Raw genomic sequence first — 26,328 nt, 5'->3', positions numbered from 1 at the left:
CCCGGACACCGTACGGTGTCCGGGCCGCCGTGTTGTCCGGGCCTGTCCGGGCCTACCCCGCGACCGGTGCGAAGCGGACCGGGAGGTACATCAGCGCCCGGTGGAACGGGCCCGGGCGCCAGAGCAGGTCCTCGGCGGGGGTGGAGAGTTCGAGGTCGCTGAGGCGGCTGCCCAGCTGCTCGATGGCGGTGATCGCGATCAGCAGGGCCGGGTCCCGGGCCGGGCAGGCGTGCGGGCCGGCCGCCCAGGCCAGGTGGGCGCTCTCCCCGCTGCGCAGCCCGCCGTCGTCGGTGGGCGGCGCGGCCTGGGAGTTGGCGGCCGCGTACGAGACCAGGACCAGCGTGCCCGCCTTGATCTCGCGGCCGTGGAAGGTGATGTCGTACCGCGGGTAGTGGGCCGAGAGGTTGGCCATCGGCGGCTCGTGCCAGAGCACCTCGTCGATCGCCTGGTGGGCGGTCATCGCCCCGCCGAACAGCGAGCCGGCGTAACGGGCGTCGGTGAGCAGGCGCAGCAGGGCGTTGCCGATCAGGTTGGTGGTCGGCTCGTGCCCGGCGATCAGGGTCAGGGTGATCTGCCGGATCACCTCGTCGTCGTCCAGCCCGACCGGGTGGGTGACGAACATCGAGGTGAGGTCGTGCCGGGGGCGCGCGCGGCGCTCGGCGACCATCGCGGTGACCACCGCCAGGAGCTTCCCGTACGAGGCGCCCGCCCGCGCGGTGGACTCGATCAGCCCGGTGATCGCGTCCACCACCTCCTCGCGCTGCTCCTGCGGCACGCCGAACCAGGTGGTGAGCGCGAAGGCGGGCAGCCGGCGGGCGTACTCGGCGATCAGGTCGGCGTGCCCGACGGCGGCGAAGCGGTCGATCAGCCGGTGCGCGGTCCCGGCGACCTGGCGCTGGAGCCGGTGCGGTTCGAACAGCGCGAGGGCGTCGGTGATCACCGCCCGGTAGCGCGCGTGGGTCTCGCCGTCGCTGAACAGCGCGGTCGGGCGGTAGCCGAGGACGGGCAGCAGCGGGGAGTCCGGCGGGACGGTGCGCTGCCAGGCCCGGGAGTCCTTGGAGAAGGTGTCGGTGTCGCGCAGCAGGTCCAGTGCGGCCTGGTAGTCGGTGACCAGCAGGGCCTCGACGCCGGGCGCGACCTCGACCGGGGCGACCGCGCCGTGCCGCCGCAGCCGCTCGTAGACCAGCTGGGGGTCGGCGGCGAAGACCGGGCCGTGGATCGGGGTCGGGCGGGACTCGACGGTCACGGCTGCTCCGGGGTGGCGGGGTCCGAGGTGGCGGGGGCGGCGGGCAGGGCGTCCAGGACGTGTTCGGCCAGCGCGATCAGCGCGTCCAGGCTGCTGTCGCGCTCGCGGGCGTCGCAGAGCAGCAACGGGGTCGCGGCGTGCAGGTCCAGGTGGGTGCGCAGCACCTCGACCGCGTGCTCCGGGGCGTCCGGGAAGCGGTTGACGGCGACGGCGTACGGCAGGCCCTGCTCCTCGACCATGTCCATGATCTCGAAGGAGTCGGCCAGCCGGCGGGTGTCGGCGAGCACCAGGGCGCCCACGGCGCCGCGGGCGATGTCCTGCCAGAGCGGGAAGAAGCGGCGCTGACCGGGGGTGCCGAACATGTAGAGCACGACGTTGCCGGGCAGGGTGAGCCGGCCGAAGTCGACGGCGACCGTGGTGGTGGCCTTCTCGGGCAGGCCGGCCAGGTCGTCCACCGGGCGGCCGGTCTCGGTCATCGCCTCCTCGGTGTGCAGGGTGGCGATCTCCGAGAGGGTGCGGATGAGGGTGGTCTTGCCGACCCCGAACGGGCCGGCCACCACCAGCTTCATCAGCGTCTGGTCCCGGTCGGGCAGGTAGCCCACCCGGCTCTGGTCTTCCGGGTCCGGCCGGGCGGCCGGGTCACCGGAGCGCACGGAGTCCAACGAGGAGCCTCTCGACGATGGAGCGGTCGGTCTGCTGGGCGCGCGGGATCGGTGCGCGGGCGTGCAGGCAGCCCGACTCGACCAGATCGGCCGCGAGGAAGACGGTGGCACTGACCGGCAGGCGCAGGTGCGCGGCGGCCTCCACCACGGTCAGCGCGCCGGGGCGCAGCAGTTCCCAGAGCCGGCGGTGTTCGGGTTCGAGCGCGGCCGGCGGGTCGGCGCGGTCGGCGAACAGCACGGTCAGCCGCTCGAAGCCCTTGGTGCCGGGGCGGCTGCGGCCGCCGGTGGCCAGGTAGGCGGGCACCATCCGCCTGCGGGGGGCGGCGGTCATGACCGGCCGTCGTCGTCCTGCCGCCGGGTCGGGCTCGCGAGCGCGCGACCGAGGGCGGCGACCTGCAGCTGCATCTGGTAGGCCACGTTGCCGAGTTGGGCGTCCGGCGAGGTGAACACGGCGAGCGAGGTGTTCTCCCCGGCGGGCACCACGATGGCGTAGCCGAGGTCGGACTCCACCACGGTCTGGGCCAGCCTGGGGCGCTCGGCGTCGGTGAACGCGGCGGTGAAGGCCCGGGCGGCGGCGTGCACGGTGGCGGTCATCGCGGCGACCCGCTCGGCCGAGGCGCGCTCCAGGCCGTCCGAGGCGCCCTCGACCAGGCCGTCCCCGGTGGCGATGACCGCGTGCAGCACCCCCGGCAGCTCCAGCAACGGGGTCAGCACCCACGAGATCTCGTCGGTGGTGGTCGGGCTGGGCGTGCTGCTCACTGCTCGGCTCCTTCTAAGGTCTGACCGGTGCTCTGGTCACCGGGGTCGTGGCCGGGGGTGGTGTCGCCGGGGTCGTGGCCGGGGGTGGTGTCGCCGGGGGCGGCGGGGGTGCCGGTGGCGCCGGCGCCGGTCTCCTCGTGGGCGGCCCGGGCCACGGCGGCCCGGCCGGAGTCGGTGCCCTGCTGCAGCGCCTGCCAGTGGGCGGCGGCCTGCTCGGGGGTGCGGTCGGACGCCGGGGTGCGGTCGGATACCGGGGTGCGGTCGGATACCGGGTCGCGAACGGGGACGGGCCTCGCGCCGGGCGGCTGCTCGGCGGCCAGCGGACGGCGGCGCCGCCGGGTGGGCAGGCCGGTGCCGTCGTCGGCCACGGGTGCGTCCGCCGCGGGCGCACCGGCCGTCGCGCCGTCCTTCGTGGTGGCGCCGAGCGGCGCATCGCCGGCCGGCTCGGCACCCCCTGCCGTCGCGCCGTCCGCCCGGCCGTCCGCGACCGGATCGGACGCCACCGGATCGGGCACCACCCGGATGGCCGGGGCCGGGTGCGGGCCCGGCTGGTTGTGGCGGTCGGCGAGCTGCGGGCCGTCCTGCTCGTCCGCGTCGCGCATCGGCGGGACGGCCGCGACGGTGGGCGCCGGGGCCGGGCCTGCGCCGGCCCGCAGCGGCAGCGGGGTGAGCACCGACAGCGGCTGCTCGTCGTCCACGACGGTCACCAGCGCGGCCGGGATGCGCAGGATGGTCCGCATGCCGCCGTACGGCGAGGGCTCGACGTGACAGGAGAAGCCGTACTGGCGGGCCAGCTTGCCGATCACCGCGAAGCCGGTCTTGGGCGGGTTGCCGAGCTCGGTGAGCAGCATGTCGGGCGGGCCGGCCAGCAGCCGGCGGGCGCGGCGCAGCTGGTCCTCGTCCATGCCGATGCCGCTGTCGTCGATGATCACCAGCGCGCCGCGGCCGCCCTGCTGGACGGTGACCGGGACGTCGGTCTCCGGGTGGGAGTAGGCGGTGGCGTTGGCGAGCAGCTCGGCGATGGTGACGGCGATCGGCTCGGCGGCCCGGGCGACCACGGCGAGGCGCTGCTCGCGCAGGTGGTTGGCGACCTTGATCCGGGCGTAGCCGGGCACCCGGGAGAGCGCGCCGACGACCACCTCGGCGAGTGGCGAGTCGGTGCGGGCCAGGCCCGGCCAGGCCTCGCAGAGCACCGCGATGGTCTGGATCCGGCGCAGCGCGACCTCGTTGCGGAAGTCGACCTCCAGCAGCCGGGGGTCGTCGTGCTCGTGCTGGAGCTGCTGGACCAGGCTCTGGATCTGGTACAGCAGGGTCTGGATCCGGGAGGTGGCGCCGCGCATGGCGGCGCGGGCGGCGGCGTCCACCCGCTCGCGCTCGTCGGCGAGGGCGGCGTGCGCGGCGTCCAGGACGGCCTGCAGCGCCCGGACCGCCTCGGGGCCGACGGCCTGCGGGTCCAGTGGGCCGACCAGTGGGGCGTTGCCGTGGGTGAGCCGTACGGCGGTGGCGGCGATCCGCTCCTGGGCGAGGTGGCCGATCTCGGCGAGCAGCGCGGTCGCCCGCGCCTCGGCGGCGGCGAGCGCGCTCTCGGCCCGCTCGGCCCGGTCGATCGCGGCGGCGCCCTGCTGCAGGGCGTCCCGGACGGTGTCCTGCGCGTGCCGGGCCGCTTCCTGTGCCTCGCGGACGCTGTCCTCGGCGGCGCGGGTGCGCTCCTGCGCCCGCTGGGCCTCCTCGGCGGAGCGCCGGGCGGCCTCCTGCGCCTCGCGCTGCTGCTGCTCGGCGCGGGCGAGCCTGCCCTCGGCGGCCCGGGTGCGCTCCTCGCTCCGGCCGAGCGCGGTCTCGGCGGCCGTCGCCCGGGCGACGGCCCCGGCCCGGCCGCGGGCGAGCACGGCCGCGGCCACGGCGGCGACCAGCGCCAGGACGATCAGCGCGATCTGCGTCATCGAAGTCCTCGGGGGTGCTTTGCGGGTGTGACCGGGTGGTGCGGCCGGACCTGCCGGGAGGGGCGCGTTCCGGGAGCGCGGGCGGGGTCAGTTCCCGACGGCGCGCGGGCGCGGGGAGCGGGCGGCGTCCTCGGCCAGTTCCCGGGCCACCAGGGCGACCTGGCCCATGGCCTCCAGGGCGCCGGGGGCCGCGGAGCCGTCCAGGTGCCGGTACTCGGCCGCGAGGGTGAGCACCAGCCGCTCGGGCAGGCCGAGTTCGGGGTGGCGCTGTTCGGCGATCACCCGCCGGGCGGCGTCCAGCGCGGGTATGCCGGCGGCGTGCAGGGCGTGGGCGCGCTCGCGAACGTAGGAGAGGTAGCCGATGTGCTCCCGGACGCCGTCGCGGTCGAGCACCGGGCCGTGGCCGGGCACGAAGATCTCCGCGCCGGTGGCGAGGGCCTGCTCGCAGGCGCCGATGACGTTCTCCAGCGGTCCGGCCCAGTGCGAGGGGTGGTCGCCGGGCTGCTCGGGCGTCGAGGAGAAGATCACGTCGCCGGTGAAGACCGCGCGCTGGTGCGGGAGGTGGACCATGAGGTCCCCACCCGTGTGGGCGGCGGGCAGGCTGGTGATTTGCACCGGGTAGCGGCCGACGGTCAGCTCCAGCTCACCGGTGAAGACGGTGTCGGGGCGCACCGGCGCGGTGCCGGACCAGTCGAACTGCCCGAAGTGCTCCCTCAGGTAGCCGCCGAGCGGCGACTGCGGGTCGCTGTTGACGACCAGCGCGTGCTGCTGCTGCGGGGTGGGCTCCCAGTGGATGTGCTCCAGCGCCTCGCGGGTGGCGATCACCTCGGCGTCCGGCAGCACCCCGGCGCCCCACAGGTGGTCCCCGTTGGCGTGGGTGACGACCACCCGGTCGATCCCGACCCCGTCCGGCAGCAGCCGCCGGCTCGCGGCGAGGAACTCCCCGGCCATCGAGGGGTCGTACGGCGTGTCGATCCAGAGCGCGGTGGCCTCCGAGGCCAGCAGCCCGCAGTTGGCCAGGCCCCAGCCCCGCTTCGGCGGGAGCCACACGTACAGGTCCTCGGCAATCGCGCTCACGTTCGCACGGCTGATCGTCATGTGCGCGATTATGCCCATGTCGTGACAGGAGTGGAGCAAAACCATTACAGTTCAAGCCACTTCGCGCCCGAAGCAACCCGAGCTGTCCCGATTCGTCCCACGTGGTCTGGACCACATCTGGCCGAAGTGGCCCGGCCCGGGCCCCGGTTGGGCCCGGGCTGGGCCGGGGTTCGGTCCGCGCCGGGCCGGAGTTCGGTCCGGGGGGAGCGTCAGATCTCCTGCTCCGCCGACCGCTCCAGCTGCTTGATCCCCTTGCGCTCCCCCGCACAGCGTTCGTAGCCGAGCCAGGCGTTGATCGCCAGCATCGGCCCGTTGGTCGTGTCGTTGCTGGTGTACGCGTGCCGGTAGCCGGCCGCCGCGGCGAGCCGCAGCGACTCCAGCTTGGCCAGCTTGCTCAGCCCCCGGCCGCGGAACTCCCGGCGGCAGGCGGTGAACGCGGACCAGTAGCGGTCCGCGCCGTCCGTCTGCACCATGCTGAAGGCCGCCGGCCGGCCGTCCACCACGGCGACGACGCTCAGCGCCGCGTCCCGGTCCGGCCTGGCCCAGTCGTTGCGCAGCCAGTCCTCGTACGTGAGGGCGTCCATCGGCACCTCGCTGCCGGGCTCGTCCATGATGGCGTCCGCCTCGACCAGGAACACCGGGTACGGGTCGTCCGCCCAGTCGGCGGCCGGGCGCACCTCGACACCGGCCGGCCGTACGGGAGCGGGCGGCAGCGGCAGCGCGAGGTCCCGTCCGGCGAACTGCATGGTGCGCCCGATCCGGTAGCCCCGGGCGGTGGCGAAGGCCTGCGAGGCGGGCTCGTCGTCCAGCCAGGTGTGCAGCTCCGTCACGCCGTGCCCGGTCAGGTGCCGCTCGGCCGCGGCCAGCAGGGCGGTGGCCGCGCCGCGCCGCCGGTACTCCGGCAGCACGCTGCCGTTGGCGTAGCCGACACCCGTGGTCGTCGTCCCCAGCACCACCCCGCAGCGCACCGCGCCGACCACCCGGCCGTCCAGTTCGGCGACGAAGGTGCGGAAGTGCTCCTCGGGGCTGGGCTGGGCGTTCAACCAGACCAGCGTCTCGGCGGAGAGCACCAGGTGTTCGCGCCCGGCCCGGTGGGCCGCGGCCACGGCCACGGCGTCCTCGGGGCGGAAGTCACGGATCGTCACGGAGGAGGAATTCAAAGAAGTCATGGATTCCCACGCTAGCCCCGCGGGCCCGCCCGGCGCCTCCGGTTTTCCCGCCGGAAGGGCACCCCACCTGCGCGGACGGCCCGGGCTCGGGACCAAAGTCCCTCACGACCGGCACGACATGCTCAAATAATGCTCTGAGAAGACCGGGCGAGGCTTGGCAGCCGCCCCGCCCGGGGACATTCTCAGCAGCACGGCCGCGCGGTTCCGGCGACGACGCCCGCACCGCTCGACGGCCCTCCCACCCGGCCCTCCGAAGGGGGCGAACCGATGACTTCCCCTGCCCTGGAACTGCCTGCCTCCGCCACCGCGCGCCGAGGAGCCGCGCCCCGGGAGACCGCGCCCCGTCTGGGCGTCGGCCTCGGCTGGCGCAGCGAGATCGACACCGTGGTCGAGAGCCGGCCCGGCCTGGACTGGGTCGAGGTGGTCGCCGAGAACATCTGCGCCGACCACCTGCCCGAGTCCCTGACCGTGCTGCGCGGACGCGGCGTCACCGTCGTCCCGCACGGCGTCGGCCTCGGCCTCGGCGGCGCCGACCTGCCCGACCCCGGCCGCCTCGACCGGCTCGCCGAGGCCGCGCTGGCCCTCGGCTCCCCGCTGGTCAGCGAGCACCTGGCGTTCGTCCGGGCCGGCGGTCTGGAGGCCGGCCACCTGCTGCCCGTCCCCCGCACCCGGGACTCGCTGCGGGTGATCGCCGAGAACGTCCGGATCGCCCAGGACCACCTGCCGGTGCCGCTCGCCCTGGAGAACATCGCCGCCCAGCTCGCCTGGCCGGACGACGAGTTCACCGAGGGCCAGTTCCTCGCCGAGCTCGTCGAGCGCACCGGCGTCCGGCTGCTGATCGACGTCGCCAACCTGCACACCAACCGGGTCAACCTCGGCATCGACCCGGCCGCCGAGCTCGACCGCCTGCCGCTGGAGGCGCTCGCCTACGTCCACGTCGCGGGCGGCACCCTGGTCGACGGCGTCTGGCACGACACCCACGCCCACCCCGTCACCGAACCGGTGCTGGAAGTGCTGGCCGAACTCTGCGCGCGGGTCGCCCCGCCCGGGGTGCTGCTGGAACGGGACGCCAACTTCCCGCCGCCCAGCGAGCTGGCCGGTGAACTGGACGCCATCCGCCGGGTGCTGGAGGGGAGCACCCGGCGATGAACGACCTGACGAGAACGGCGCGGGAGAACACCGACCCGCGACCCACCACCGACCGCGACCCCGCCGCGCAGGGCCCCGCCGAGCCGGGTTCCGCCGAGCCGGACCTCGCCGCCGCCCGGCGGCGCCTGGCCCGGCGCCAGGAGGAGCTGCTGGCCGCCCTGGTGGCCGGCGGGCCCGTCCCGCCCGGCTTCGACGAGCGGCAGGTCCGCGCCCAGTCCACCGGCCTGGCCGCCAAGCGGCGGGACACCACCGCCAAGGTGGCCCCGGACCTGCCCCGGGCGCTCGGGGCGCAGTACGGGCCGCTCTTCCTCGGCTACGCCCGCTCCCACCCGCAGACCGGCGGCTACCGGGCCGACGCCCGGGCCTTCGCGCAGTGGGTGCTCACCGACGGCGGCCCGCTCGCCGACGACCACCGCCGGGCCCTGGAGCAGTGGCTCCACCCGGCACCCGTACGGCCGCCGGGCCCGCTCGCGCGCCTGCGCCGGGCCCTGCGCCCGGACCCGCGCCGCTAGCCGGCGGCCGGGCCGCCGGCGAACCCGGCGGCACCTGATCCTGACGCACTGTCACCACCTCGGGGGAACAGCCCATGTGGCACAACAGCTACTTCGTCGTCCCGGCCGTCCTGCTGGCGGCCGCCGCCCTGTACGCCGCCCGGACCCGGCAGCACATCGGCCGGGTCCGCTACGCCAAGGGCCTGCCCGGCCGCGGTCTGCCGCTGCTCGACACCGCGTTCCTGTCCGGCGGGCCGGGGCGGGTGTTCGACACCGCCGTGGTCCGGATGCACATGAGCGAGCAGGTCGTGATCAGCCGCTCCGGTCTGGTCACGCTCACCGGCTCCAAGCCGTACGACGCCGTCGACAAGGCGGTCCAGGACGCGGTCGGTCCGACCGGCAGCCGTCAACTCGGCTCGCTGCGCCACACCGTGATGCGCTCCGCCGCCGTCCAGGAGATCGGTGACCGGCTCGCCGACCGCGGCCTGCTGCGCCGCCCCGAGCGACTGCGGCGGGCCCGCACCGCCCGTCGGCTGCTCTGGCTCGCGCTGCTGCTCGTGGTGGCCTCCGCGGTGGCCTCCCTGCTGCTCGACGACGGCACCGCCGGCCACGACCGCCCGAACCTCTGGGTCCCGGGCCTCCTGCTGTTCGGGGGCCTCACCGCGCTGCTCGCCACCGCGCCGGTCAAGGGCCGGATCACCCCGGCCGGGCAGCGCCAGCTCTCCCTGATGCAGGGCACTCCGTGGAAGCCCAACGCCGGGATGCCGCCCCGGCTGGCCGGCGGCGCGCTGCTGGGCGCGCTCGCGCTCGGCGGCCTGGCCGCCGCCGGGCTGGACAACCCGGAGCTGGAGGCCGCGATGCTGACCGCGTCGGCCGAGGAGGAGGCCGTACGGCAGGCGGTCGCCGCGAACGCCTCCTCGTCGTCCTCGTCCTCCTCGTCGTCGGCGTCGTCGGCGTCCTCGTGCTCCTCCGGTTCCTCCGGCTCCGACGGCGGCTCCGCCTCCTGGTGCGGGTCCTCCGACTCCGGTTCCTCCGGCTCCGGTTGCGGCTCGTCCAGCTGCGGGTCCTCCTCGTCGAGCTGCGGATCCTCTTCGTCGAGCTGCGGGTCCTCGTCCTCATCCAGCTGCGGGTCCTCGTCCTCATCCAGCTGCGGGTCCTCGTCCTCCTCCAGCTGCGGGTCGAGCTGTGGCGGCGGCTGCGGCGGCTCCTGAGACCCGCCGGGCGCGCCGCCGGACGTCACAGTTCGGTATCGCGGACCGGGAAGACGTTCCGCCCGCCGTCGACGCAGGCATACAACAAGCCCATGTGGTTGCTGTTCCTCATACCGGCCTGTGTCGCGGCGGTCCTGTCCTGCCTCCGACTGGTCCGGATGACCGCCACCGCCGACGCCCTGGCCGACCAGGCCGGCCTGCGGCCCCCCGAAGCCGTCGGCATCGGCCTGTACGAGACCGCCTACCTGGCCGGCGGCCCGGACCGGGTGGTCGAACTCGCCCTCGTCCTGATGACCGGCCGCGGGCGGCTGCACCTGGCGCACACCGGCTGGACCACCGTGGTCGACCCCAGGGGCCGCAGCCGCCTGGAGCGGGCGGTCATCGCCACCGTCGGCCCCGAGGTCCAGTGCCGGACCGACGAGCTGCGCCGGGCCATGGCCGAGCACCCCACCGTGCTGGAGATCGGCGCCCGGCTCACCCTGGCGGGCCTGGCCACCCCGGCCCTGGTGCAGCGCAACACCGTGGTGGTGGTCCGGCAGGTCCGGCACGCGCTGCTGCTGACGCTGGTGCTGCTGGCCGCCTCGCTGGCCCTCGGCGGCTTCACCGGGGGTGACACCCTCGCCCCGCTCGCCTGGTTCTCCCTGCCGGTGGCGCTCACCTCGGGCACCCTGCTGATGGCCCGGGTGGACGTCTACCCGTACACCCGCTGGGCCTCCCCGGTCGGCCAGGAGGTACTGCGCGAGGTCCGTCCGACCCGCCAGCGCGGCCTGGCCGACGACGAGGAGCGCGAACTGCTCACCGCCGTCGCCATGAACGGCCCGGCCGTCCTGCCCGACGCCCGGCTCCGCGCCGCCCTGCGCCCGCACCGGACCTGAAAACCGGCTGCGCCGACCGCTGCGACCAGGGCAGACTCCCATCCATGGACGCACCCGACCCCGCCGAGCGGCGCCCCGCCGACCGCGCCCCGGACTCACCCGCCCTCGGCCGGAAGGGCCTCGCGACGCTGGAGCGCGCCCGCTCCGAGGGCCGCCCGGTCCGGCTGCGCCGCTCCATCCCCGGCGCGGACCGGCTGGAGGGCTTCGTCCTCGGCACCGGCCCGGTCTGGACCCTGCTCGCCACCTGCACCGACCACCGCCTCGACGGCTGGAGCGCCGTCCGCACCGCCGACCTGCACAAGGTCCGCGACCGGGGCGGCCCCGAGAGCCTGACCGTACGGGTGCTGCGCCGCCGCGGTCTGTGGCCGGTCCGCCCGCCCGGCGCCGACCTGCCGCTGGACGACCTGCCCGGCCTGCTCACCGCCGCCTGCGCCGAGTACGGTCTGATCGCCCTGCACACCGAGCGCCGCGACCCCGGCGCCTGCTGGGTCGGTACGGTCACCGCACTGCGGCCCGCCTCGCTGCGGCTGCACGAGGTCGATCCCGAGGCGCGCTGGCACCCGGAGCCGACGAAGTTCCGTTTCGAGGACGTCACCCGGGTCGACCTCGGCGACCACTACACCTCCGTGCTGCGCGAGTTCGCCGGGCCGCGCCCGTAGCGACGCCGGAGGCCGGCTCCCCGTCGGGGAACCGGCCTCCGGGAGGAACCGCGGGAACCGTCAGACCAGGCCGTTCAGCAGCTCGCTGACCGGCTTGCGCCGACCGGTGAAGAACGGCACCTCCTCGCGGACGTGCAGCCGGGCCCGGGAGGGGCGCAGATCGCGCATCAGGTCGACGATCCGGTGCAGCTCGTCGGCCTCGAAGGCGAGCAGCCACTCGTAGTCGCCGAGCGCGAACGAGGCCACCGTGTTGGCCCGCACGTCCGGGTAGCCGCGCGCCATCTGGCCGTGCTCGGCGAGCATCGCGCGCCGCTCGGCGTCCGGCAGCAGGTACCACTCGTAGGAGCGGACGAACGGGTACACGCAGACGTAGTCGCGCGGGCGCTCGTCGGCCAGGAAGGCCGGGATGTGCGACTTGTTGAACTCGGCCGGGCGGTGCAGCGCCATGTTCGACCAGACCGGCTCCAGCAGCCGGCCGAGGCCGGTGCGGCGGAAGCGGTTGTACGCCTCCTGGAGGTCGTCCGAGTCGGCGGCGTGCCACCAGACCAGGATGTCGGCGTCCGCGCGCAGACCGGAGACGTCGTACGTGCCGCGCACGGTCACGTCCTTGGCGGCCAGCTGGGCGAACAGCTCGTCCACCTCGGCGGCCAGCGCGGTGCGGTCCTCGGGCAGGGCGCCCCTGAGCTTGAACACCGACCACATCGTGTAGCGGATGACCTGGTTCAGGTCGCGCGCCTTCTTCTTCTCGGGCTGCTGCTCCCGCTCAACGCTCTCAGTCATGCGCCCATTGTCCTCTCCGTGGAGCCTTCCCCGGTCGCCGGGGTCAACAGTCTGTCGACGGCGGCCGCAGCGGCGGCCGCCGAACCGATGCACGCCGGAATGCCCACCCCGTCGTACGCGGCGCCGCACAGCGCCAGCGCGCCCACCCGCGCCACGTGGGCCCGCACCCGGGCCACCCGGTCCAGGTGCCCCACCGGGTACTGCGGCAGACCGGCCGTGAAGCGGGAGACGAAGGTGTCGTACGGCCGGGCGGTCAGCCCGATCGCCTCCTCCAGGTCCGCCAGCGAGCGGGCCACCAGCTCCTCGTCCGGCAGCCCCAGCGCCTCCTCCTCGCGGTACCGGCCCAGCGAGGTGCGCAGCAGGAACGCGTCCGGCGCGGAACGCTCCAGCCAGCCCCACTTGTTGGAGGAGAAGGTCGAGGCCTTGATCCGCCGCCCGTCCACCGGCGGCACCAGGAAGCCGCTGCCGCCGGGCGGCTCGGCCAGTTCGGCGCGGCGGAAGGCCAGGGTCACCAGGGCCATGCCCGCGTACTCGACGGCGTCCAGGTCGGTGGCGGCCGCCGGGGCGTCCTCGCGCAGCAGCCGGGCCGCGACGGGGGCCGGGACGGCCAGCACCACGGCGTCCGCGTGCAGCACCTCGCCGCCGGTCACCACCCGCCAGCCGTCGGGGGTGCGGCGCAGCTCGTCCACCGGGGCGTCGGTGCGCAGGTCCACCCCCGCCTTGACACAGGCCGCGGCGACCGCGCCGGGCAGGGTGCCGAGGCCGCCGCGCAGGCCCTGGAACACCGGGGTGCCGACCACCTTCGGCCGGGAGGCCAGCTCGTGCACGCCCTCGACCAGCGAGCCGCCGCCGCGCGCGATCGGCAGCAGCTGCGGGACGGCGGCGCGCAGCGAGATCTCCTCGGCGCGGCCGGCGTAGACGCCGCCGAGCAGCGGCTCGACCAGCCGGTCCACGACCTCCTGGCCCAGCCGGTCGGCGACGTAGCGGCCGATCGCGACGTCCTCGCCGATCTCGCCGGGCCGCTCGTTCCGGGCCCGCTCCAGCCCCTCGTCGGTCAGCACGCCGGAGGCGGCCAGCGCCTCCAGGTCACCGGGGACGCCCATCACCTGCCCGCCGGGCAGCGGCCGCAGCGCGCCGCGGGTCCAGATCGCGGCCTTCGCGGTGGTCGGCGGCTCCAGTTCCTCGCCGAGCCCGACCGCCCGTGCCAGGTCCACCGCCTCCGGCCGCCGGGCCAGCACCGACTCGGCCCCGAGGTCCACCCGGACCCCGCCGACCTCTCCGCCCCACAGCTTCCCGCCGACCCGCCCGGACGCCTCCAGCAGCGTGACCCGCGCCCGCGCGGGCCCCCCGGCGGCACCGCTCAGGAAAGCGGCCGCGGCCAGCCCCGCGATCCCACCACCGACGACGACGACCTGTGCATCCGACATGCTCCGCAGTCTCGCAGGTCTTTACGCCGGACCCTCAATCCCCTGCACGCCCGAGGTCGATCGCGATCGGGAACGGCACCGGGCGTTCCAGCCTGCCGCGGAAGATTCCGGCCGGTGCGTAGGAAGCGGTCACCCGGTCCAGCTCGTAGACGTGCACGACCGGGCAGGCCGTCGTCCTCCTCGACGATCCAGTAGTGCGGGATTCCGGCCTCGGCGTGCCCCAAGATAGCGAGATCGGGGACGCGGCGGACCGCCACTTAGTCTGTGTGCCATGGAACCGATCATGGTGAGTGCGTGTCTGGCCGGGATCCCCTGCCGGTACGACGGGCGGGCGAAGACCTCCGACGACGCCGTGCGGCTGGTCGAGCGGGGGCGGGCCGTGGTGGTGTGCCCGGAGGGGGCGGGCGGGCTGCCGACGCCGCGGCCGCCGGCGGAGATCGTGGGCGGGGACGGCGCGGACGTGCTGGACGGGCGGGCCCGGGTGGTGGACGCGACCGGGGCGGACTGCACCGCGGAGTTCCTGGCCGGCGCCCGGGCGGCGCTCGCCGCCGCCGAGGAGGCGGGGGCCCGGCGGGCGGTGCTGATGGCGCGCAGCCCGTCCTGCGGCTGCGAGCAGGTGTACGACGGGTCGTTCACCGGGGAGCTGCGCCCCGGCGACGGGGTGACGGCGGCGCTGCTGCGCCGGGCCGGGATCGAGGTCACGGCCGGGTAGCGGGCCCCGGAGCGGCAGGGGCCCGCCACCGGGAGGTCAGCGCGCGCTGACCTCGTGGACGAAGGCGACGAGGCGGCTGAGCGCGTCCGGGTCCATGGACGGCAGCACGCCGTGGCCGAGGTTGAAGATGTGGCCGCTGGTGCCGAGCGCCTCGGCGGCCCGCAGCACCTCGGCGGCCTTGGTCTCCACCACCGCGGTGGGCGCGTACAGCACCGCCGGGTCGAGGTTGCCCTGCAGGCCCTTGCCCGGGCCGACCCGCTCGGCGGCGACGTTCAGCGGCACCCGCCAGTCGACGCCGACGATGTCCGCGCCGGCCTGGCCCATCAGGCCGAGCAGTTCGCCGGTGCCGACGCCGAAGTGGATCCGCGGCACGCCGTACTCGGCGACGGCGTCGAAGACCTTGGTGCTGGACGGCATCACCGAGCGGCGGTAGTCGTCCGGCGCGAGCGCGCCGACCCAGGAGTCGAACAGCTGGACGGCCGAGGCGCCGGCCTCGATCTGGACCTTGAGGAAGGCCGAGGTGATGTCCGCGAGCCGGTCCACCAGGGCGGCCCACAGCTCGGGCTGCCCGTACATCATGGCCTTGGTGTTCTCGTGGTTCTTGGACGGCCCGCCCTCGATCAGGTAGCTGGCCAGCGTGTACGGCGCCCCGGCGAAGCCGATCAGCGGGGTCTCGCCGAGCTCGTCCACCAGCAGGCCGACGGCCTCGGTGATGTAGGGGACGTCGTCCGGCTCCAGCGGGCGCAGCCGCTTCAGGTCCTCGACGGTGCGGATCGGGTTGGCGATGACGGGGCCGATGCCGGGCTTGATGTCGACGTCGATGCCGACGGCCTTGAGCGGCACCACGATGTCGCTGAAGAAGATCGCCGCGTCCACCTTGTGCCGGCGCACCGGCTGGAGGGTGATCTCCTTGACCAGCTCGGGCCGCATGCAGGACTCCAGCATGGGGATGCCCTCGCGGACCTTCAGGTACTCGGGCAGCGAGCGGCCGGCCTGGCGCATGAACCACACCGGCGTGTGCGGCACGGGCTCGTGCCGGCAGGCGCGCAGGAACGCGGAGTCGTGCGCGGCGCCGCGACGCCGGGGGGTGGTCTGGCCGCCGTCGGTGGGCGCCGTGGTGTCTGCCGTTGTCTCGCTCACGCGTCAAATCTTCGCACGCGTGCCGGGCCCGGTTTCCCGGCCGGTCTCGTCGGTTCCTCCAAGATCTGTCCGGGTTTGCCGTTCCGGCACGCCGCTGGGAGAGAAGTTGCGGCGATAACCCCGTTCTTCGACCTAGTCTTCGGGGCATGGCAGCGGTCGGAGGGCACCCCGCACAGGGTGGCGGAGCAGGTGGCGGAGCGGGGCACGAGGGGGTGCCGAGCGAGTTCCGGGCAGCCGTGGCGGCCCTGGACGGGGCCCGGCTGCGGCCCGAGGTGCAGCTCTCCCCCGCGCCGGCGCCGCGCCGGCTCGCCCCGTACTCGTTCGCGGTGACCGCCTCGGTCGAGGTCGACGGCGAGGAGCTGGCGGACGGCCGGCTGGTGCTGCTGTACGACCCGGCCGGGCAGGAGGCCTGGAACGGGGAGTTCCGGGTGGTCACGATGACCCGGGCCGAGCTGGAGCCGGAGATGGCGGGCGACCCGATGGTCTCCGAGGTGGGCTGGTCCTGGCTGCTGGACACCCTGCAGGCGCACGGCGCCGGGTACGCGGAGCCGTCCGGCACGGTGAGCCTGGCCTCCTCCCAGTACTTCGGCGGCCTGGCGGACCGCCCGTCCTCGACGGAGATCGAGATCCGGGCCTCCTGGACCCCGGCCGACGGCCGTTTCGAGCGGCACCTGGCGGCCTGGGCTGACCTGCTGTGCGTCAGCGCCGGCCTGCCGCCGACCGCCCCGGCCCCGCAGGGGCCCGCCGAGGTTCCTTCACTCGGTGGAGTGGTCCCGATGCCGGCCCGGCGACGCCCCCGGTCGCACTGACGGGTGGTGTGCGGGCCCGACGGCGCCCGGGGGCCGTACGCCACCCCCAGGGCTGACGGAGTGTGACTTCGGACCCGCTCTTCGTCAATTCACCGGTCGACACCGACCGATCGACACCGAATCTGATCGATTTTGTGCGAATACCGGGCATGTCGCATCAATCATTTGCGCGATTTGTCCGTATTGTTACTCACTAGATCGTGATCTTTCGCTAAAGCCGGGCACGGTTGCTGCCGAAGCAGACTGTGACCCTTTCCGAACGCGGAACACTCCGACCGCCCCCATCGGGGTTCCGTCCGCCACTCCCCGCAGGAGGCCTGGTGTCGGTCCTTCTTGAGCACCCCGCAAACGTGGTCGCCTACCGGCCGACCAAGCCCACCGCCATGGTGGTCATCGCCGATCCCCGTGTCCGAAACACCGTCACCCGCCACCTGTGGGCACTCGGCGTCCGCGACGTGATCGAGGTGTCCTCCATCGCCGAGGCCCGCCCCCGGGTCTCCACTCCCCGCGACATCTGCGTCGCCGACGTGCACCTCCCGGACGGCTCCGGGCTGACCATCCTCGCCGAGACCCGCGCCGCGGGCTGGCCCAACGGCCTGGCACTGTCCGCCGCCGACGACATCGGCGCGGTCCGCAGCGCACTGGCCGGCGGTGTCAAGGGATACGTGGTGACCGGTACCCGGACGAACGTCGCGATGCCGGGCCGCCCCGGGATGCCGCTCGGCGCCGCCGGGCTGGCCGGCCGGATGCGCCGCCCCGGGATGCCGGGCATGCCGGGCGCGGCCGGTGCGCCGGGCGCCCCCGGAGCACCTGGTGCGCCGGGCGCGCAGCAGGCCGCCTACCGCGAGCTCTCCGGTCGCGAGGTGGAGGTGCTGCGACTGGTCGCCGAGGGACAGTCCAACAAGGCGATCGGCGTGGCGATGGGCCTGTCGGCGCTCACCGTCAAGAGCCACCTCGCCCGGATCGCCCGCAAGCTGGGCACCGGCGACCGCGCCGGCATGGTCGCGGTCGCGCTGCGCACCGGCATCATCCACTGAGCCGGGCGCTCCGGACCGCTGCGGCGGCCGAGGAGGAACGTTCCTCCTCGGCCGCCGCCGTGCGGCCCCCGGCCTCCCGGCGCGCAGCCCGCCCGGGGACGGGCGGGCTGGCCGGCCTTCGCACCGTCCCCCCGTGTCACCCCCACGGCGCCGCCACGAAGCCCCGTACGGCGCCCGCGCGGTCCTGTGCCGCCCGCCCCGCGATCGCTCGGCGATCAACAGTCTGACCAGTCCGACAACACTCCCGGCCGTGAGGACCGTCGTACCCTTGGGGGGTGACCGACGCCGTAGCAGCCATCCCAGAAGAAGCAGCCCCGGTCCCGCTCCTCGAACCGAAGGACGGGATCCCACCCGTGGTGGCGGACGACCGGGCGCTGGCCGCCGTCGTCGCCGCCTTCGCGGGGGGCACCGGACCGGTGGCCGTCGATGCCGAACGGGCCTCCGGCTACCGCTACGGGCAGCGCGCCTACCTCATCCAGCTGCGCCGCGAGGGTTCCGGCTCCGCCCTGATCGACCCGATCGCCTGCCCGGACCTCAGTGAGCTCGGCCGGGCCGTCGAGGACGCCGAATGGGTGGTCCACGCGGCCAGCCAGGACCTGCCCTGCCTCGCCGAGGTCGGCATGAGACCCCGGCGCCTCTTCGACACCGAGCTGGCCGGGCGGATCGCCGGCTTCGCCCGGGTCGGCCTCGGGCCGATGACCGAGAACGTGCTCGGGCTGAGCCTCGCCAAGGAGCACTCCGCGGTCGACTGGTCCACCCGCCCGCTGCCCGAGCCGTGGCTGCGCTACGCCGCTCTGGACGTCGAGGTGCTGGTCGAGCTGCGCGACGCACTCGAACGGGAGCTGGACGCCCAGGGCAAGCTCGGCTGGGCGATGGAGGAGTTCGCCTCGATCGCCGCCGCGCCCCGCCCGGCCCCGCGCACCGACCCGTGGCGCCGCACCTCCCAGCTGCACAAGGTCCGCCGCCGCCGTCAGCTGGCCGTGGTGCGCGAGATGTGGCTCGCCCGCGACCGGATGGCGCAGGACCGCGACGTCTCCCCCGGCCGGGTGCTCGCGGACGCGGCGATCGTCAACGCCGCACTTGCCATGCCGCTGAACATCGCCTCCCTGCAGGCCGTCCAGGGCTTCGGCCCCCGGGTGCACCGGCGCCAGCTGGAGCAGTGGCTGGCGGCCGTGCAGCGCGGCCGGGAGGTCCCGGAGAACCTGCTGCCGCCGGCCACCGCGCCGCACGAGGGGCCGCCGCCGCCGCGGGCCTGGGCCGAGAAGGACCCGGTGGCCGCCGCCCGGCTCTCCGGCGCGCGCAGCGCGATCGGCGAGCTGGCCGAGCGCCACCACCTGCCGGCCGAGAACCTGATCACCCCGGACCTGGTCCGGCGGGTCTCCTGGCAACCGCCGGCCGACCCGGGCCCGGAGGGCGTGGCCGCCGCACTGCGCGGGCTCGGCGCCCGGCAGTGGCAGGTGGACCTGGTGGCGCCGGCGGTGGCCGCCGCCTTCGCCGCGGCGGTCGTCGCCCAGGACTGATCACGGCGCGGGGCCGGTCGGGGCCGATGTCCCGTGGCCCATGGCCGCGCGGGGCCGGTCGGGCCGGGGTCCGACCGGCGTTCGGGCCGGTCGCGGTCCGGGCCGATCCGGCAACACGGGAAGGGGATGTCGTCCGTACGGGCGACATCCCCTTCGCCGTACCCGGGAACGGCGCTCCTGGTCGGACGGCCGGGGAACGTGTCGGGAGACACATGGTCAGATCCCTCCGAGGGGCCTGGGCAGGTTGGTTACCGGCGGGTAGCATGGCCGTGATGCGGCGCCGCTCGGGTCTTCGACGGCGGCAGCCCGCCCACCTAAATGTTGGTCCCTGGGAGGAGAGCCCCCGTGCCTCGTACCGCGAGGGACGTCGTCTTCGTCGATGGCGTCCGCACCCCGTTCGGCAAGGCCGGCCCGAAGGGCATCTACCACGAGACGCGCGCCGACGACCTGGTCGTCAAGTGCATCCGGGAGCTCGTGCGCCGTAACCCGAACCTGCCCGTCGAGCGCATCGACGAGGTCGCCGTCGCGGCCACCACGCAGATCGGCGACCAGGGTCTGACCATCGGGCGCACCGCCGCCCTGCTGTCCGGCCTGCCGAAGTCCGTGCCCGGCTACTCGATCGACCGCATGTGCGCCGGCGCGCTGACCGCCGTGACCGCCACCGCGGGCGGCATCGCCTTCGGCGCGTACGACGTGGTCGTGGCCGGCGGCGTCGAGCACATGGGCCGCCACCCCATGGGCGAGGGCGTCGACCCGAACCCGCGCTTCGTCTCCGAGAAGCTGGTCGACGAGTCCGCCCTGTTCATGGGCATGACCGCGGAGAACCTGCACGACCGGTTCCCGCACCTGACCAAGGAGCGCTGCGACGCCTACGCCGTGCGCTCGCAGGAGAAGGCCGCCAAGGCGTACGCCAACGGCGACATCCAGCCCGACCTGGTGCCGATCACGATCCGCAACACCAACCCCGAGGTCGGCGAGACCGGCTGGGGCCTGGCCACCGTGGACGAGCCGATGCGCCCGGGCACCACGATGGAGAACCTGGCGGGCCTCAAGACCCCGTTCCGCCCGCACGGCAACATCACCGCGGGCAACTCGGCCGGTCTGAACGACGGTGCCACCGCCTCGCTGCTGGCCGCCGAGGACGTCGCCGAGGAGCTCGGCCTCCCGGTGAAGATGCGCCTGGTCTCGTTCGCCTTCGCGGGCGTCGAGCCCGAGGTCATGGGCGTCGGCCCGGTGCCGGCCACCGAGAAGGCGCTGGCCAAGGCCGGTCTGACCATCGACGACATCCAGGCCTTCGAGGTCAACGAGGCCTTCGCCGTCCAGGTCCTGGCCTTCCTGGACCACTTCGGCATCGCGGACGACGACGAGCGGGTCAACCCGTACGGCGGCGCGATCGCCTTCGGCCACCCGCTGGCCTCCTCCGGCGTGCGCCTGATGAACCAGCTGGCCCGCCGCTTCGAGCAGCGCCCGGAGGTCCGCTACGGCCTCACCACGATGTGCATCGGCTTCGGCATGGGCGGCACGATCATCTGGGAGAACCCGCATTGGAGCGGAGCGGAAACGTCGTCTCAGGTCGAGGGTGGTAAGTGACCATGGCCAACACCACTGAGCTGCTGACCCGCGGCGCCGAGCTCTTCCCGGGCGAGGTCGTCACGACCGCGCACGTCCGCCACCTCGACCTGCCGCTGCAGGCCGGCCGGCTGGCCCTGATCACCCTGGACAACGGCTTCGACCACACCAAGCCGACCACCTTCGGCCCGGGCTCGCTGCTCAAGCTGAACGAGGCGCTGGACCAGGTCGAGGCCGAGGCCGCCGAGGGCGCGATCGTCGGTGCCGCGATCACCGGCAAGCCGTTCATCTTCGCGGTCGGCGCCGACCTCAAGGGCGTCGAGCTGCTCACGGAGCACGCGGACGCGCTGGCCATCGGCAAGGGCGGCCACGACGTCTTCAAGCGGATCGCCTCGCTGCCCGTCCCCACCTTCGCCTTCTACAACGGCGCGGCGATGGGCGGCGGCGTCGAGGTCGGCCTGCACTGCGACTACCGCACGGTGTCGGCGGGCGTCCCGGCCTTCTCGCTGCCCGAGGTCTTCCTCGGCCTCGTCCCCGGCTGGGGCGGCTGCACCATCCTGCCGAACCTGGTGGGTGCCGGTAACGCCGTCAAGGTCATCATCGAGAACTCGATGAACCAGAACAAGCAGCTCAAGGGCAAGGACGTGTTCGAGCTGGGGATCGCCGACGCGATCTTCGAGCCGGCCGACTTCCTGGAGCAGTCGCTGCTCTGGGCCGCCAAGGTCCTCAAGGGCGACGTCGTCGTCGAGCGCGAGGCGATCGACCGCGGCAAGGCCTGGGACGACGCCGTCCTCTGGGGCCGCATGGTCGCCGACGCCAAGGTGCACGGCGCCGCTCCGGCCGCCTACCGGGCGCTGGACATCATCGCCGCCGCCAAGGACTTCGACCTCGCCGACAAGGCCAGCCTGCAGGCCGGCTTCGACGCCGAGGACACGGCCCTGGCCGACCTCATCATGAGCGGCGAGCTGCGCAGCGGCATCTACGCCTTCAACCTGGTGCAGCGCCGGGCCAAGCGCCCGGTCGGCGCGCCGGACAAGTCGCTGGCCCGCCCGGTCACCAAGGTCGGCGTCGTCGGCGCCGGTCTGATGGCCTCGCAGCTGGCGCTGCTGTTCGCCCGCCGTCTGGAGGTGCCGGTGGTCCTCACCGACATCGACCAGGCGCGCGTCGACAAGGGCGTCGGCTACGTCCACGCCGAGATCGACAAGCTGCTCGGCAAGGGCCGGATCAGCCAGGACAAGGCCAACCGCCTCAAGGGCCTGGTCTCCGGCTCGCTGGACAAGGCCGCCGCCTTCGGCGACGCGGACTTCGTCATCGAGGCCGTGTTCGAGGAGATGGGCGTCAAGCAGGCCGTCTTCGCGGACCTGGAGAACGTGGTCTCGCCGACCTGCGTGCTGGCGACCAACACCTCCTCGTTGTCGGTCACCGAGATGGCCTCGAAGCTGAAGCACCCCGAGCGGGTCGTCGGCTTCCACTTCTTCAACCCGGTCGCGATCCTGCCGCTGCTGGAGATCGTCCGCGGCGACAGCACCGACGACGCCGCGCTGGCCACCGCCTTCGCCGTGTCGAAGAAGCTGAAGAAGACCTCGGTGCTCTGCAAGGACGCCCCGGCGTTCGTGGTGAACCGGATCCTGACCCGCTTCATGGGCGAGATCCAGGGCATCATCGACGAGGGCACCCCGATCGCCGACGTCGAGAAGGCCGTCGAGCCGCTCGGCCTGCCGATGTCCCCGATCGTGCTGCTGGAGCTGGTCGGCCCGGCCATCGCCCTGCACGTCTCGGAGACCCTGCACGGCGCCTTCCCGGAGCGGTTCACCGTCTCCGAGAACCTCGCCAAGGTGGTCAAGGCCGGCAAGCGCGGCTTCTACACCTGGACGGACGGGCAGCAGGTCCTCGACCCCGAGGTGCTGGAGCTGCTGTCCTTCGGCGACTCGGTGCTCACCGAGGAGCAGGTCCGCGCCCGCGCCCTGGAGGCCGTGGCGCAGGAGATCGGTCTGATGCTGGAGGAGGGTGTCGTCGCCGAGGCGCAGGACATCGACCTCTGCATGATCACCGGTGCCGGCTGGCCCTTCCACCTGGGCGGGATCACCCCGTACCTGGACCGTGAGGGCGTCTCGGAGCGGGTGAACGGCAAGACCTTCCTCGCCTCCGGCGTGGCCTCGGTGCCCGCCTAGGCACGGCCCGTACCCGGAACACGGAGGAGCCCCGGTGACCAGCTGGTCACCGGGGCTCCTCGGTGTGTACGGGGTTGCCGCCCGAGCACGGCCGTGTGCAGGTTGCCCCCGAGCACGGGCCGTGTACGGGGTTGCCTCCGGAACGTGGGGCTGTGCACGGCGCCGTCGTCGGAACGGGTGTGTACGGCGTTGCCGCGCGGAACGGGTGTGGACAGCGCTGCCGCCCCGCCGGCCCGGACGCGGGCGTCTCAGTGCTTGAGGCGGTAGACCACGGTGTCGGCGAAGACGCCGACCATCTCGTAGTGGGTGTCCAGCAGGTTCTCCATCCGGGGGATCATGACCGGCTGGTACGGGGCGATGCCGGAGTCGTCGACCACGACCTCGGGCAGGCCGTTGGCGAGGTCCTTGTCGAAGGTCTGCCAGGCGTTGGCGACGCTGAACTGCTCGCCGACGTTCTGGTTGCCGTCCTTGCCGCCGCTGTAGTTGGTGAGGAAGCCCGCGGTCAGGTAGCGGGTGGCGGGCTTGCGGTCGGCCAGCCAGTACAGCTCGGGGTGCATGCCCCAGACCAGCACGGTGTCCTTGGGGGTGGTCTGGGCGGCGACGGCGGTGGCGACCTCGGTGGTGCGGTTGAGCCGCTCCCCCGGCCAGGCCAGTGCCAGGCTCCAGAACACCGTGGCGGCGACCGTGGTGTACGCCAGGACGGGCTTCCAGCGGATCGCCGAGGTGGCGACCGCCCCGGTGCCCAGCAGCACCAGCGGCGGCATCAGCTGGAGGTAGTAGTGGCCGAAGAAGTGGAAGCCCACGCTGACCGCGACCACCGAGGAGAGCAGCCAGACCCACAGGTCGGTGGTCGAGCCGTGCTCCTCGCCGGCCACCGGCAGCGGGCGGTGGCGGTACTTGAGCCAGAGCCTGCGCCCGACCGGGAGCAGGAAGCCCAGGCCGGCCCCGACCAGGATGGCCGAGTTGCCGAGGGCCCGGCCGAGCATCTGGAGCCAGGCGCCGCCGAAGGAGGCGTAGTCGCCGCTGCCGGTGACCACCCAGAAGAGGAAGCCCTTGGGCTTGGTGAGGATCACCGCGACCAGAGCTATCGGCAGGGTGAAGCCGAACCCGATCTTGAACAGCGCGGGCGGCCAGCGCACCCCGCGCCGGCGGGTGTCCTGGAAGAGCATCCAGAGCACCGGCAGCAGCACCGCGCCGCCGGTCTGCTTGGTCAGTGAGCACAGGGCGACCGCGATGCCCGCGGCCAGCCAGCGGCGCCGTTCGGCGTACCGGAAGGCGGCCACCATGGCGGGCAGCATGAAGACCTCGAAGGTCGCCGCCTGGGTGTCCTCCGGGGAGAGCCCGATGGAGACCAGCAGGTAGAGCAGTCCGGCCCCGGCCCCGGCCCGGTTGCCCCAGCGGCCGCGGGCGATCGAGGCCAGCAGGATCGCCGTGACCAGGTGGGCCACCACCGCCAGGGTGCGCAGCGGCCAGAGCGAGGCGGAGCCGAAGACCGCGAAGCAGGCCTGGTAGAGCCAGGGCAGCAGCGGGGGCTTGCGGTCCACCACGGTGTCGTACAGCACGCCGCCGTCCGCCAGCATCCGGGCCTGGGTCGCCAGGAAGCCCTCGTCCGGGCTCCAGACGGGCCGGGCGAAGGAGGGGATGTGGGTGACCAGCGCGACCAGCGCGAGCACCGGCACCAGCCTGGTCCAGTACCCGGTCAGCAGACGGGTACGGACGCGCTCGGGCAGGCGCTCGGCCAGTCCGATGAGGCGGAGGCGGGTGGGGGTCGGCACGGATGACAACCTACCGGGCGGGATCGGCGCCGATGGCGCCGGTCCCGCCTTTCAGTGCGATTGTCAGCTTGTTCCGTGACGAACTGTTACGGAGTTACGACAAATGGTCGTCAACGGAACGGGGACCGCTCCGCCCGGACGGCCTCCGGTCAGGCCTCGACCGGCGCCGCGTCCAGCTTGGCGACCAGCGCCGTCACCTTTCGGGCGATGTCCGGGGCGTTCAGGCCGATCTCGGCCAGGATCTCGGCCCGGCTGGCGTGGTCCAGGAACTCCTGCGGGATGCCGAAGTCGCGCACCGGCAGGTCCACGTCCGCGTCCCGCAGCGCCTGCGCCACGGCTGCGCCGACGCCGCCCACCCGGCCGTTGTCCTCGATGGTGACGACCACCCGGTGCTCGGCCGCCAGGCCCGGCAGGGCCCGGTCCACCGGCTTGACCCAGCGCGGGTCCACCACGGTGGCGGTGATGCCCCGGGCGGCCAGCAGGTCGGCGACCTCCAGGCTGGTGGGGGCCATCGCACCGACCGAGACGATCAGCACGTCGGCGCGGTGGGCGCCGGAGGGCTCCTCGGCGGCGCGCAGCACGTCCATGCCGCCGATCCGGCCGACCGCGGGGACGGCCGGGCCGACCGTGCCCTTGGAGTAGCGGACCACGGTCGGGGCGTCCTTGACCTCGACGGCCTCGCGCAGCTGGGCGCGGACCTGCTCGGCGTCGCGCGGGGCGGCCAGCCGCAGGGACGGGATGAGCTGCAGCATCGACATGTCCCACATGCCGTTGTGCGAGGCCCCGTCGTCGCCGGTGACGCCGGCCCGGTCCAGGACGAAGGTGACGCCCAGCCGGTGCAGGGCGACGTCCATCAGGACCTGGTCGAAGGCGCGGTTGAGGAAGGTCGCGTAGACCGCGAACACCGGGTGCAGGCCGTTGGTGGCCAGGCCGGCCGCGCTGGTGACGGCGTGCTGCTCGGCGATGCCGACGTCGAAGATGCGGTCCGGGAAGGCCTCGGCGAACGGGGCCAGGCCCACCGGGTGGAGCATGGCGGCGGTGATGCCGACGATGTCCTCGCGCTCGTGGCCGAGCGCGACCATCTCCTCGGCGAAGACCGAGGTCCAGCTCCGCCCGCCGCCGCTCTGGATCGGCAGGCCGGTCTCCGGGTGGATCTTGCCGACCGCGTGGAAGCGGTCCTCGTCGTTGTTCTCGGCGGCGTGGTAGCCGCGGCCCTTCTCGGTGAGGCAGTGCACGATCACCGGACCGCCGAAGCCGCGCGCCTTGGTCAGCGCGGACTCCAGGGCGGTCATGTCGTGGCCGTCGATCGGGCCGATGTACTTGAGGCCGAGGTCCTCGAACATGCCCTGCGGGGCGATGAAGTCCTTGAGGCCCTTCTTGGCGCCGTGCAGCGTCTCGAACAGCTGCTGGCCGACCACCGGGGTGCGCTGGAGCGCGTCCTTGCCCCAGGACAGGAACCGCTCGTAGCCCTGGGTGGTGCGCAGGGTGGCGAGGTGGTTGGCCAGGCCGCCGATGGTCGGCGAGTACGAGCGCTCGTTGTCGTTGACGACGATGACGAGGGGGCGGTCCTCGGCGTCGGCGATGTTGTTCAGCGCCTCCCAGGCCATGCCGCCGGTGAGCGCGCCGTCACCGATGACGGCGACGACCGGGTCGTTCTTGCCCAGGATCTGGTTGGCCTTGGCCAGGCCGTCGGCGTAGGAGAGGACGGTGGAGGCGTGCGAGTTCTCGATCACGTCGTGCTCGGACTCGGCGCGGGACGGGTAGCCGGACAGGCCGCCCTTCATCCGCAGCCGGGAGAAGTCCTGGCGGCCGGTGAGCAGCTTGTGGACGTAGCTCTGGTGGCCGGTGTCGAAGAGGATGCGGTCGCGCGGCGAGTCGAAGACCCGGTGCAGCGCGATGGTCAGCTCCACCACGCCGAGGTTGGGCCCGAGGTGGCCACCCGTCTTGGAGACCTCGGTCACCAGGAAGGTCCGGATCTCCTGGGCCAGTGCGGCCAGCTGTCCGGGCGTGAGCCGGTCGAGATCGCGCGGTCCCCGAATGCGGGTCAGCAGGGCCACCCGTTCCTCCTCGTTCAGTGTTCGCGGACCACGGAAAGTCCGACGGGCGTCGCTGCCCGGTCCGGTGCCACG

Annotated in this window: 21 protein-coding genes and 2 pseudogenes; 10 read left to right on the top strand and 13 right to left on the bottom strand. The window is 74.0% G+C overall.

What is annotated here, in order from left to right; genetic code table 11:
- Positions 1-52: 52 nt before the first annotated feature.
- From ACFVHV_RS30100 to ACFVHV_RS30070, 7 genes are all read right to left on the bottom strand, one after another.
- Positions 53-1,246 (bottom strand): cytochrome P450, encoded by a 1,194-nt coding sequence (locus ACFVHV_RS30100; protein ID WP_380355138.1) that lies wholly within the window; start codon positions 1,244-1,246, stop codon positions 53-55.
- On the bottom strand, positions 1,243-1,815 hold the full coding sequence (locus ACFVHV_RS30095; RefSeq protein WP_359914400.1) for an ATP/GTP-binding protein: 573 nt from the start codon (positions 1,813-1,815) through the stop codon (positions 1,243-1,245). The genes ACFVHV_RS30100 and ACFVHV_RS30095 overlap by 4 nt, the downstream gene beginning before the upstream one ends.
- Positions 1,816-1,885: 70 nt before the next feature.
- A complete protein-coding gene (locus tag ACFVHV_RS30090) occupies positions 1,886-2,239 on the bottom strand; it encodes a DUF742 domain-containing protein (RefSeq protein ID WP_359914392.1) in 354 nt (117 codons plus the stop codon).
- Positions 2,236-2,667, bottom strand: coding sequence for a roadblock/LC7 domain-containing protein (locus ACFVHV_RS30085; RefSeq protein ID WP_380355136.1), 432 nt, complete (start codon positions 2,665-2,667; stop codon positions 2,236-2,238). Before ACFVHV_RS30085 ends, ACFVHV_RS30090 begins: the two co-directional genes overlap by 4 nt.
- Positions 2,664-4,607: an ATP-binding protein gene (locus tag ACFVHV_RS30080; protein ID WP_380355133.1), complete on the bottom strand. Its 1,944-nt coding sequence runs from the start codon at positions 4,605-4,607 to the stop codon at positions 2,664-2,666. The genes ACFVHV_RS30085 and ACFVHV_RS30080 overlap by 4 nt, the downstream gene beginning before the upstream one ends.
- Before the next feature lie 87 nt (positions 4,608-4,694).
- The gene (locus ACFVHV_RS30075) at positions 4,695-5,705 is read right to left on the bottom strand and encodes an MBL fold metallo-hydrolase (protein ID WP_359914383.1); all 1,011 of its coding nucleotides are present in this window, start codon (positions 5,703-5,705) and stop codon (positions 4,695-4,697) included.
- Positions 5,706-5,914: 209 nt separating this feature from the next.
- Positions 5,915-6,874 carry a GNAT family N-acetyltransferase gene (locus tag ACFVHV_RS30070; protein WP_380355130.1) on the bottom strand — a complete coding sequence of 320 codons (960 nt, stop codon included), beginning with the start codon at positions 6,872-6,874 and terminating at the stop codon, positions 5,915-5,917.
- Positions 6,875-7,141: 267 nt separating this feature from the next.
- Here ACFVHV_RS30070 and ACFVHV_RS30065 point away from each other — a divergent pair.
- From ACFVHV_RS30065 to ACFVHV_RS30050, 4 genes and pseudogenes are all read left to right on the top strand, one after another.
- Positions 7,142-8,535 (top strand): annotated as a pseudogene (locus tag ACFVHV_RS30065) (DUF692 domain-containing protein).
- A gap of 74 nt (positions 8,536-8,609) precedes the next feature.
- Positions 8,610-9,725 (top strand): TIGR04222 domain-containing membrane protein, encoded by a 1,116-nt coding sequence (locus ACFVHV_RS30060; RefSeq protein ID WP_380355128.1) that lies wholly within the window; start codon positions 8,610-8,612, stop codon positions 9,723-9,725.
- Positions 9,726-9,817: 92 nt separating this feature from the next.
- Positions 9,818-10,600: a TIGR04222 domain-containing membrane protein gene (locus tag ACFVHV_RS30055; RefSeq protein WP_359914368.1), complete on the top strand. Its 783-nt coding sequence runs from the start codon at positions 9,818-9,820 to the stop codon at positions 10,598-10,600.
- Between the two features lie 44 nt (positions 10,601-10,644).
- Positions 10,645-11,259, top strand: coding sequence for a hypothetical protein (locus tag ACFVHV_RS30050; protein ID WP_359914365.1), 615 nt, complete (start codon positions 10,645-10,647; stop codon positions 11,257-11,259).
- 60 nt (positions 11,260-11,319) lie between these two features.
- On the opposite strand, the gene hemQ is transcribed toward ACFVHV_RS30050, so the two are convergent.
- From hemQ to ACFVHV_RS30035, 3 genes and pseudogenes are all read right to left on the bottom strand, one after another.
- Complete coding sequence (hemQ, locus tag ACFVHV_RS30045; RefSeq protein ID WP_380355124.1) at positions 11,320-12,039, bottom strand: hydrogen peroxide-dependent heme synthase; 720 nt, start codon at positions 12,037-12,039, stop codon at positions 11,320-11,322.
- A complete protein-coding gene (gene hemG / locus ACFVHV_RS30040) occupies positions 12,036-13,466 on the bottom strand; it encodes a protoporphyrinogen oxidase (protein WP_380355121.1) in 1,431 nt (476 codons plus the stop codon). Before hemG ends, hemQ begins: the two co-directional genes overlap by 4 nt.
- Positions 13,467-13,500: 34 nt before the next feature.
- Positions 13,501-13,684, bottom strand: a pseudogene (locus ACFVHV_RS30035) (Uma2 family endonuclease); the annotation flags it as partial.
- 53 nt (positions 13,685-13,737) lie between these two features.
- On the opposite strand from ACFVHV_RS30035, the gene ACFVHV_RS30030 reads away from it, so the two are divergent.
- Positions 13,738-14,178, top strand: coding sequence for a DUF523 domain-containing protein (locus ACFVHV_RS30030; protein WP_380355118.1), 441 nt, complete (start codon positions 13,738-13,740; stop codon positions 14,176-14,178).
- A 36-nt stretch (positions 14,179-14,214) separates the two neighbouring features.
- Here ACFVHV_RS30030 and hemE read toward each other — a convergent pair whose 3' ends face one another.
- Positions 14,215-15,228: a uroporphyrinogen decarboxylase gene (gene hemE / locus ACFVHV_RS30025; RefSeq protein WP_380355140.1), complete on the bottom strand. Its 1,014-nt coding sequence runs from the start codon at positions 15,226-15,228 to the stop codon at positions 14,215-14,217.
- Between the two features lie 236 nt (positions 15,229-15,464).
- On the opposite strand from hemE, the gene ACFVHV_RS30020 reads away from it, so the two are divergent.
- From ACFVHV_RS30020 to ACFVHV_RS30000, 5 genes are all read left to right on the top strand, one after another.
- Entirely contained in the window at positions 15,465-16,127 is a 663-nt protein-coding gene (locus ACFVHV_RS30020) for a DUF3000 domain-containing protein (protein WP_359914354.1), read from the top strand.
- A 320-nt stretch (positions 16,128-16,447) separates the two neighbouring features.
- Positions 16,448-17,164 carry a response regulator transcription factor gene (locus ACFVHV_RS30015; protein WP_049651279.1) on the top strand — a complete coding sequence of 239 codons (717 nt, stop codon included), beginning with the start codon at positions 16,448-16,450 and terminating at the stop codon, positions 17,162-17,164.
- Between the two features lie 275 nt (positions 17,165-17,439).
- Positions 17,440-18,684, top strand: a complete 1,245-nt coding sequence (locus ACFVHV_RS30010; RefSeq protein WP_359910903.1) for an HRDC domain-containing protein — start codon at positions 17,440-17,442, stop codon at positions 18,682-18,684.
- A gap of 345 nt (positions 18,685-19,029) precedes the next feature.
- A complete protein-coding gene (locus tag ACFVHV_RS30005; RefSeq protein ID WP_359910906.1) occupies positions 19,030-20,274 on the top strand; it encodes an acetyl-CoA C-acyltransferase in 1,245 nt (414 codons plus the stop codon).
- Positions 20,275-20,276: 2 nt separating this feature from the next.
- Positions 20,277-22,424, top strand: coding sequence for a 3-hydroxyacyl-CoA dehydrogenase NAD-binding domain-containing protein (locus tag ACFVHV_RS30000; RefSeq protein ID WP_380355112.1), 2,148 nt, complete (start codon positions 20,277-20,279; stop codon positions 22,422-22,424).
- A 248-nt stretch (positions 22,425-22,672) separates the two neighbouring features.
- Here ACFVHV_RS30000 and ACFVHV_RS29995 read toward each other — a convergent pair whose 3' ends face one another.
- Together ACFVHV_RS29995 and dxs are read right to left on the bottom strand one after the other, a co-directional pair.
- A complete protein-coding gene (locus ACFVHV_RS29995) occupies positions 22,673-24,199 on the bottom strand; it encodes a glycosyltransferase family 39 protein (RefSeq protein WP_359910912.1) in 1,527 nt (508 codons plus the stop codon).
- Positions 24,200-24,348: 149 nt separating this feature from the next.
- Entirely contained in the window at positions 24,349-26,256 is a 1,908-nt protein-coding gene (dxs, locus tag ACFVHV_RS29990; RefSeq protein ID WP_359910914.1) for a 1-deoxy-D-xylulose-5-phosphate synthase, read from the bottom strand.
- Between the last annotated feature and the right edge of the window lie 72 nt (positions 26,257-26,328).

Source organism: Kitasatospora sp. NPDC127116, from assembly GCF_042677365.1.
Taxonomy (GTDB): domain Bacteria; phylum Actinomycetota; class Actinomycetes; order Streptomycetales; family Streptomycetaceae; genus Kitasatospora; species Kitasatospora lactacystinica.
The sequence above is the reverse complement of the archived record's forward strand: the minus strand, read 5'-3'. Positions and strand labels throughout refer to the sequence as shown.

Excerpts from the sequence above, each read along its gene's own strand:
- ACFVHV_RS30095 (WP_359914400.1), bottom strand. The coding sequence starts at position 1,815 with ATGAAGCTGGTGGTGGCCGGCCCGTTCGGGGTCGGCAAGACCACCCTC.
- ACFVHV_RS30090 (WP_359914392.1), bottom strand. The coding sequence starts at position 2,239 with ATGACCGCCGCCCCCCGCAGGCGGATGGTGCCCGCCTACCTGGCCACC.
- ACFVHV_RS30080 (WP_380355133.1), bottom strand. The coding sequence starts at position 4,607 with ATGACGCAGATCGCGCTGATCGTCCTGGCGCTGGTCGCCGCCGTGGCC.
- ACFVHV_RS30075 (WP_359914383.1), bottom strand. The coding sequence starts at position 5,705 with ATGACGATCAGCCGTGCGAACGTGAGCGCGATTGCCGAGGACCTGTAC.
- ACFVHV_RS30070 (WP_380355130.1), bottom strand. The coding sequence starts at position 6,874 with ATGACTTCTTTGAATTCCTCCTCCGTGACGATCCGTGACTTCCGCCCC.
- ACFVHV_RS30060 (WP_380355128.1), top strand. The coding sequence starts at position 8,610 with ATGTGGCACAACAGCTACTTCGTCGTCCCGGCCGTCCTGCTGGCGGCC.
- ACFVHV_RS30055 (WP_359914368.1), top strand. The coding sequence starts at position 9,818 with ATGTGGTTGCTGTTCCTCATACCGGCCTGTGTCGCGGCGGTCCTGTCC.
- ACFVHV_RS30050 (WP_359914365.1), top strand. The coding sequence starts at position 10,645 with ATGGACGCACCCGACCCCGCCGAGCGGCGCCCCGCCGACCGCGCCCCG.
- hemQ (WP_380355124.1), bottom strand. The coding sequence starts at position 12,039 with ATGACTGAGAGCGTTGAGCGGGAGCAGCAGCCCGAGAAGAAGAAGGCG.
- hemG (WP_380355121.1), bottom strand. The coding sequence starts at position 13,466 with ATGTCGGATGCACAGGTCGTCGTCGTCGGTGGTGGGATCGCGGGGCTG.
- ACFVHV_RS30030 (WP_380355118.1), top strand. The coding sequence starts at position 13,738 with ATGGAACCGATCATGGTGAGTGCGTGTCTGGCCGGGATCCCCTGCCGG.
- ACFVHV_RS30020 (WP_359914354.1), top strand. The coding sequence starts at position 15,465 with ATGGCAGCGGTCGGAGGGCACCCCGCACAGGGTGGCGGAGCAGGTGGC.
- ACFVHV_RS30000 (WP_380355112.1), top strand. The coding sequence starts at position 20,277 with ATGGCCAACACCACTGAGCTGCTGACCCGCGGCGCCGAGCTCTTCCCG.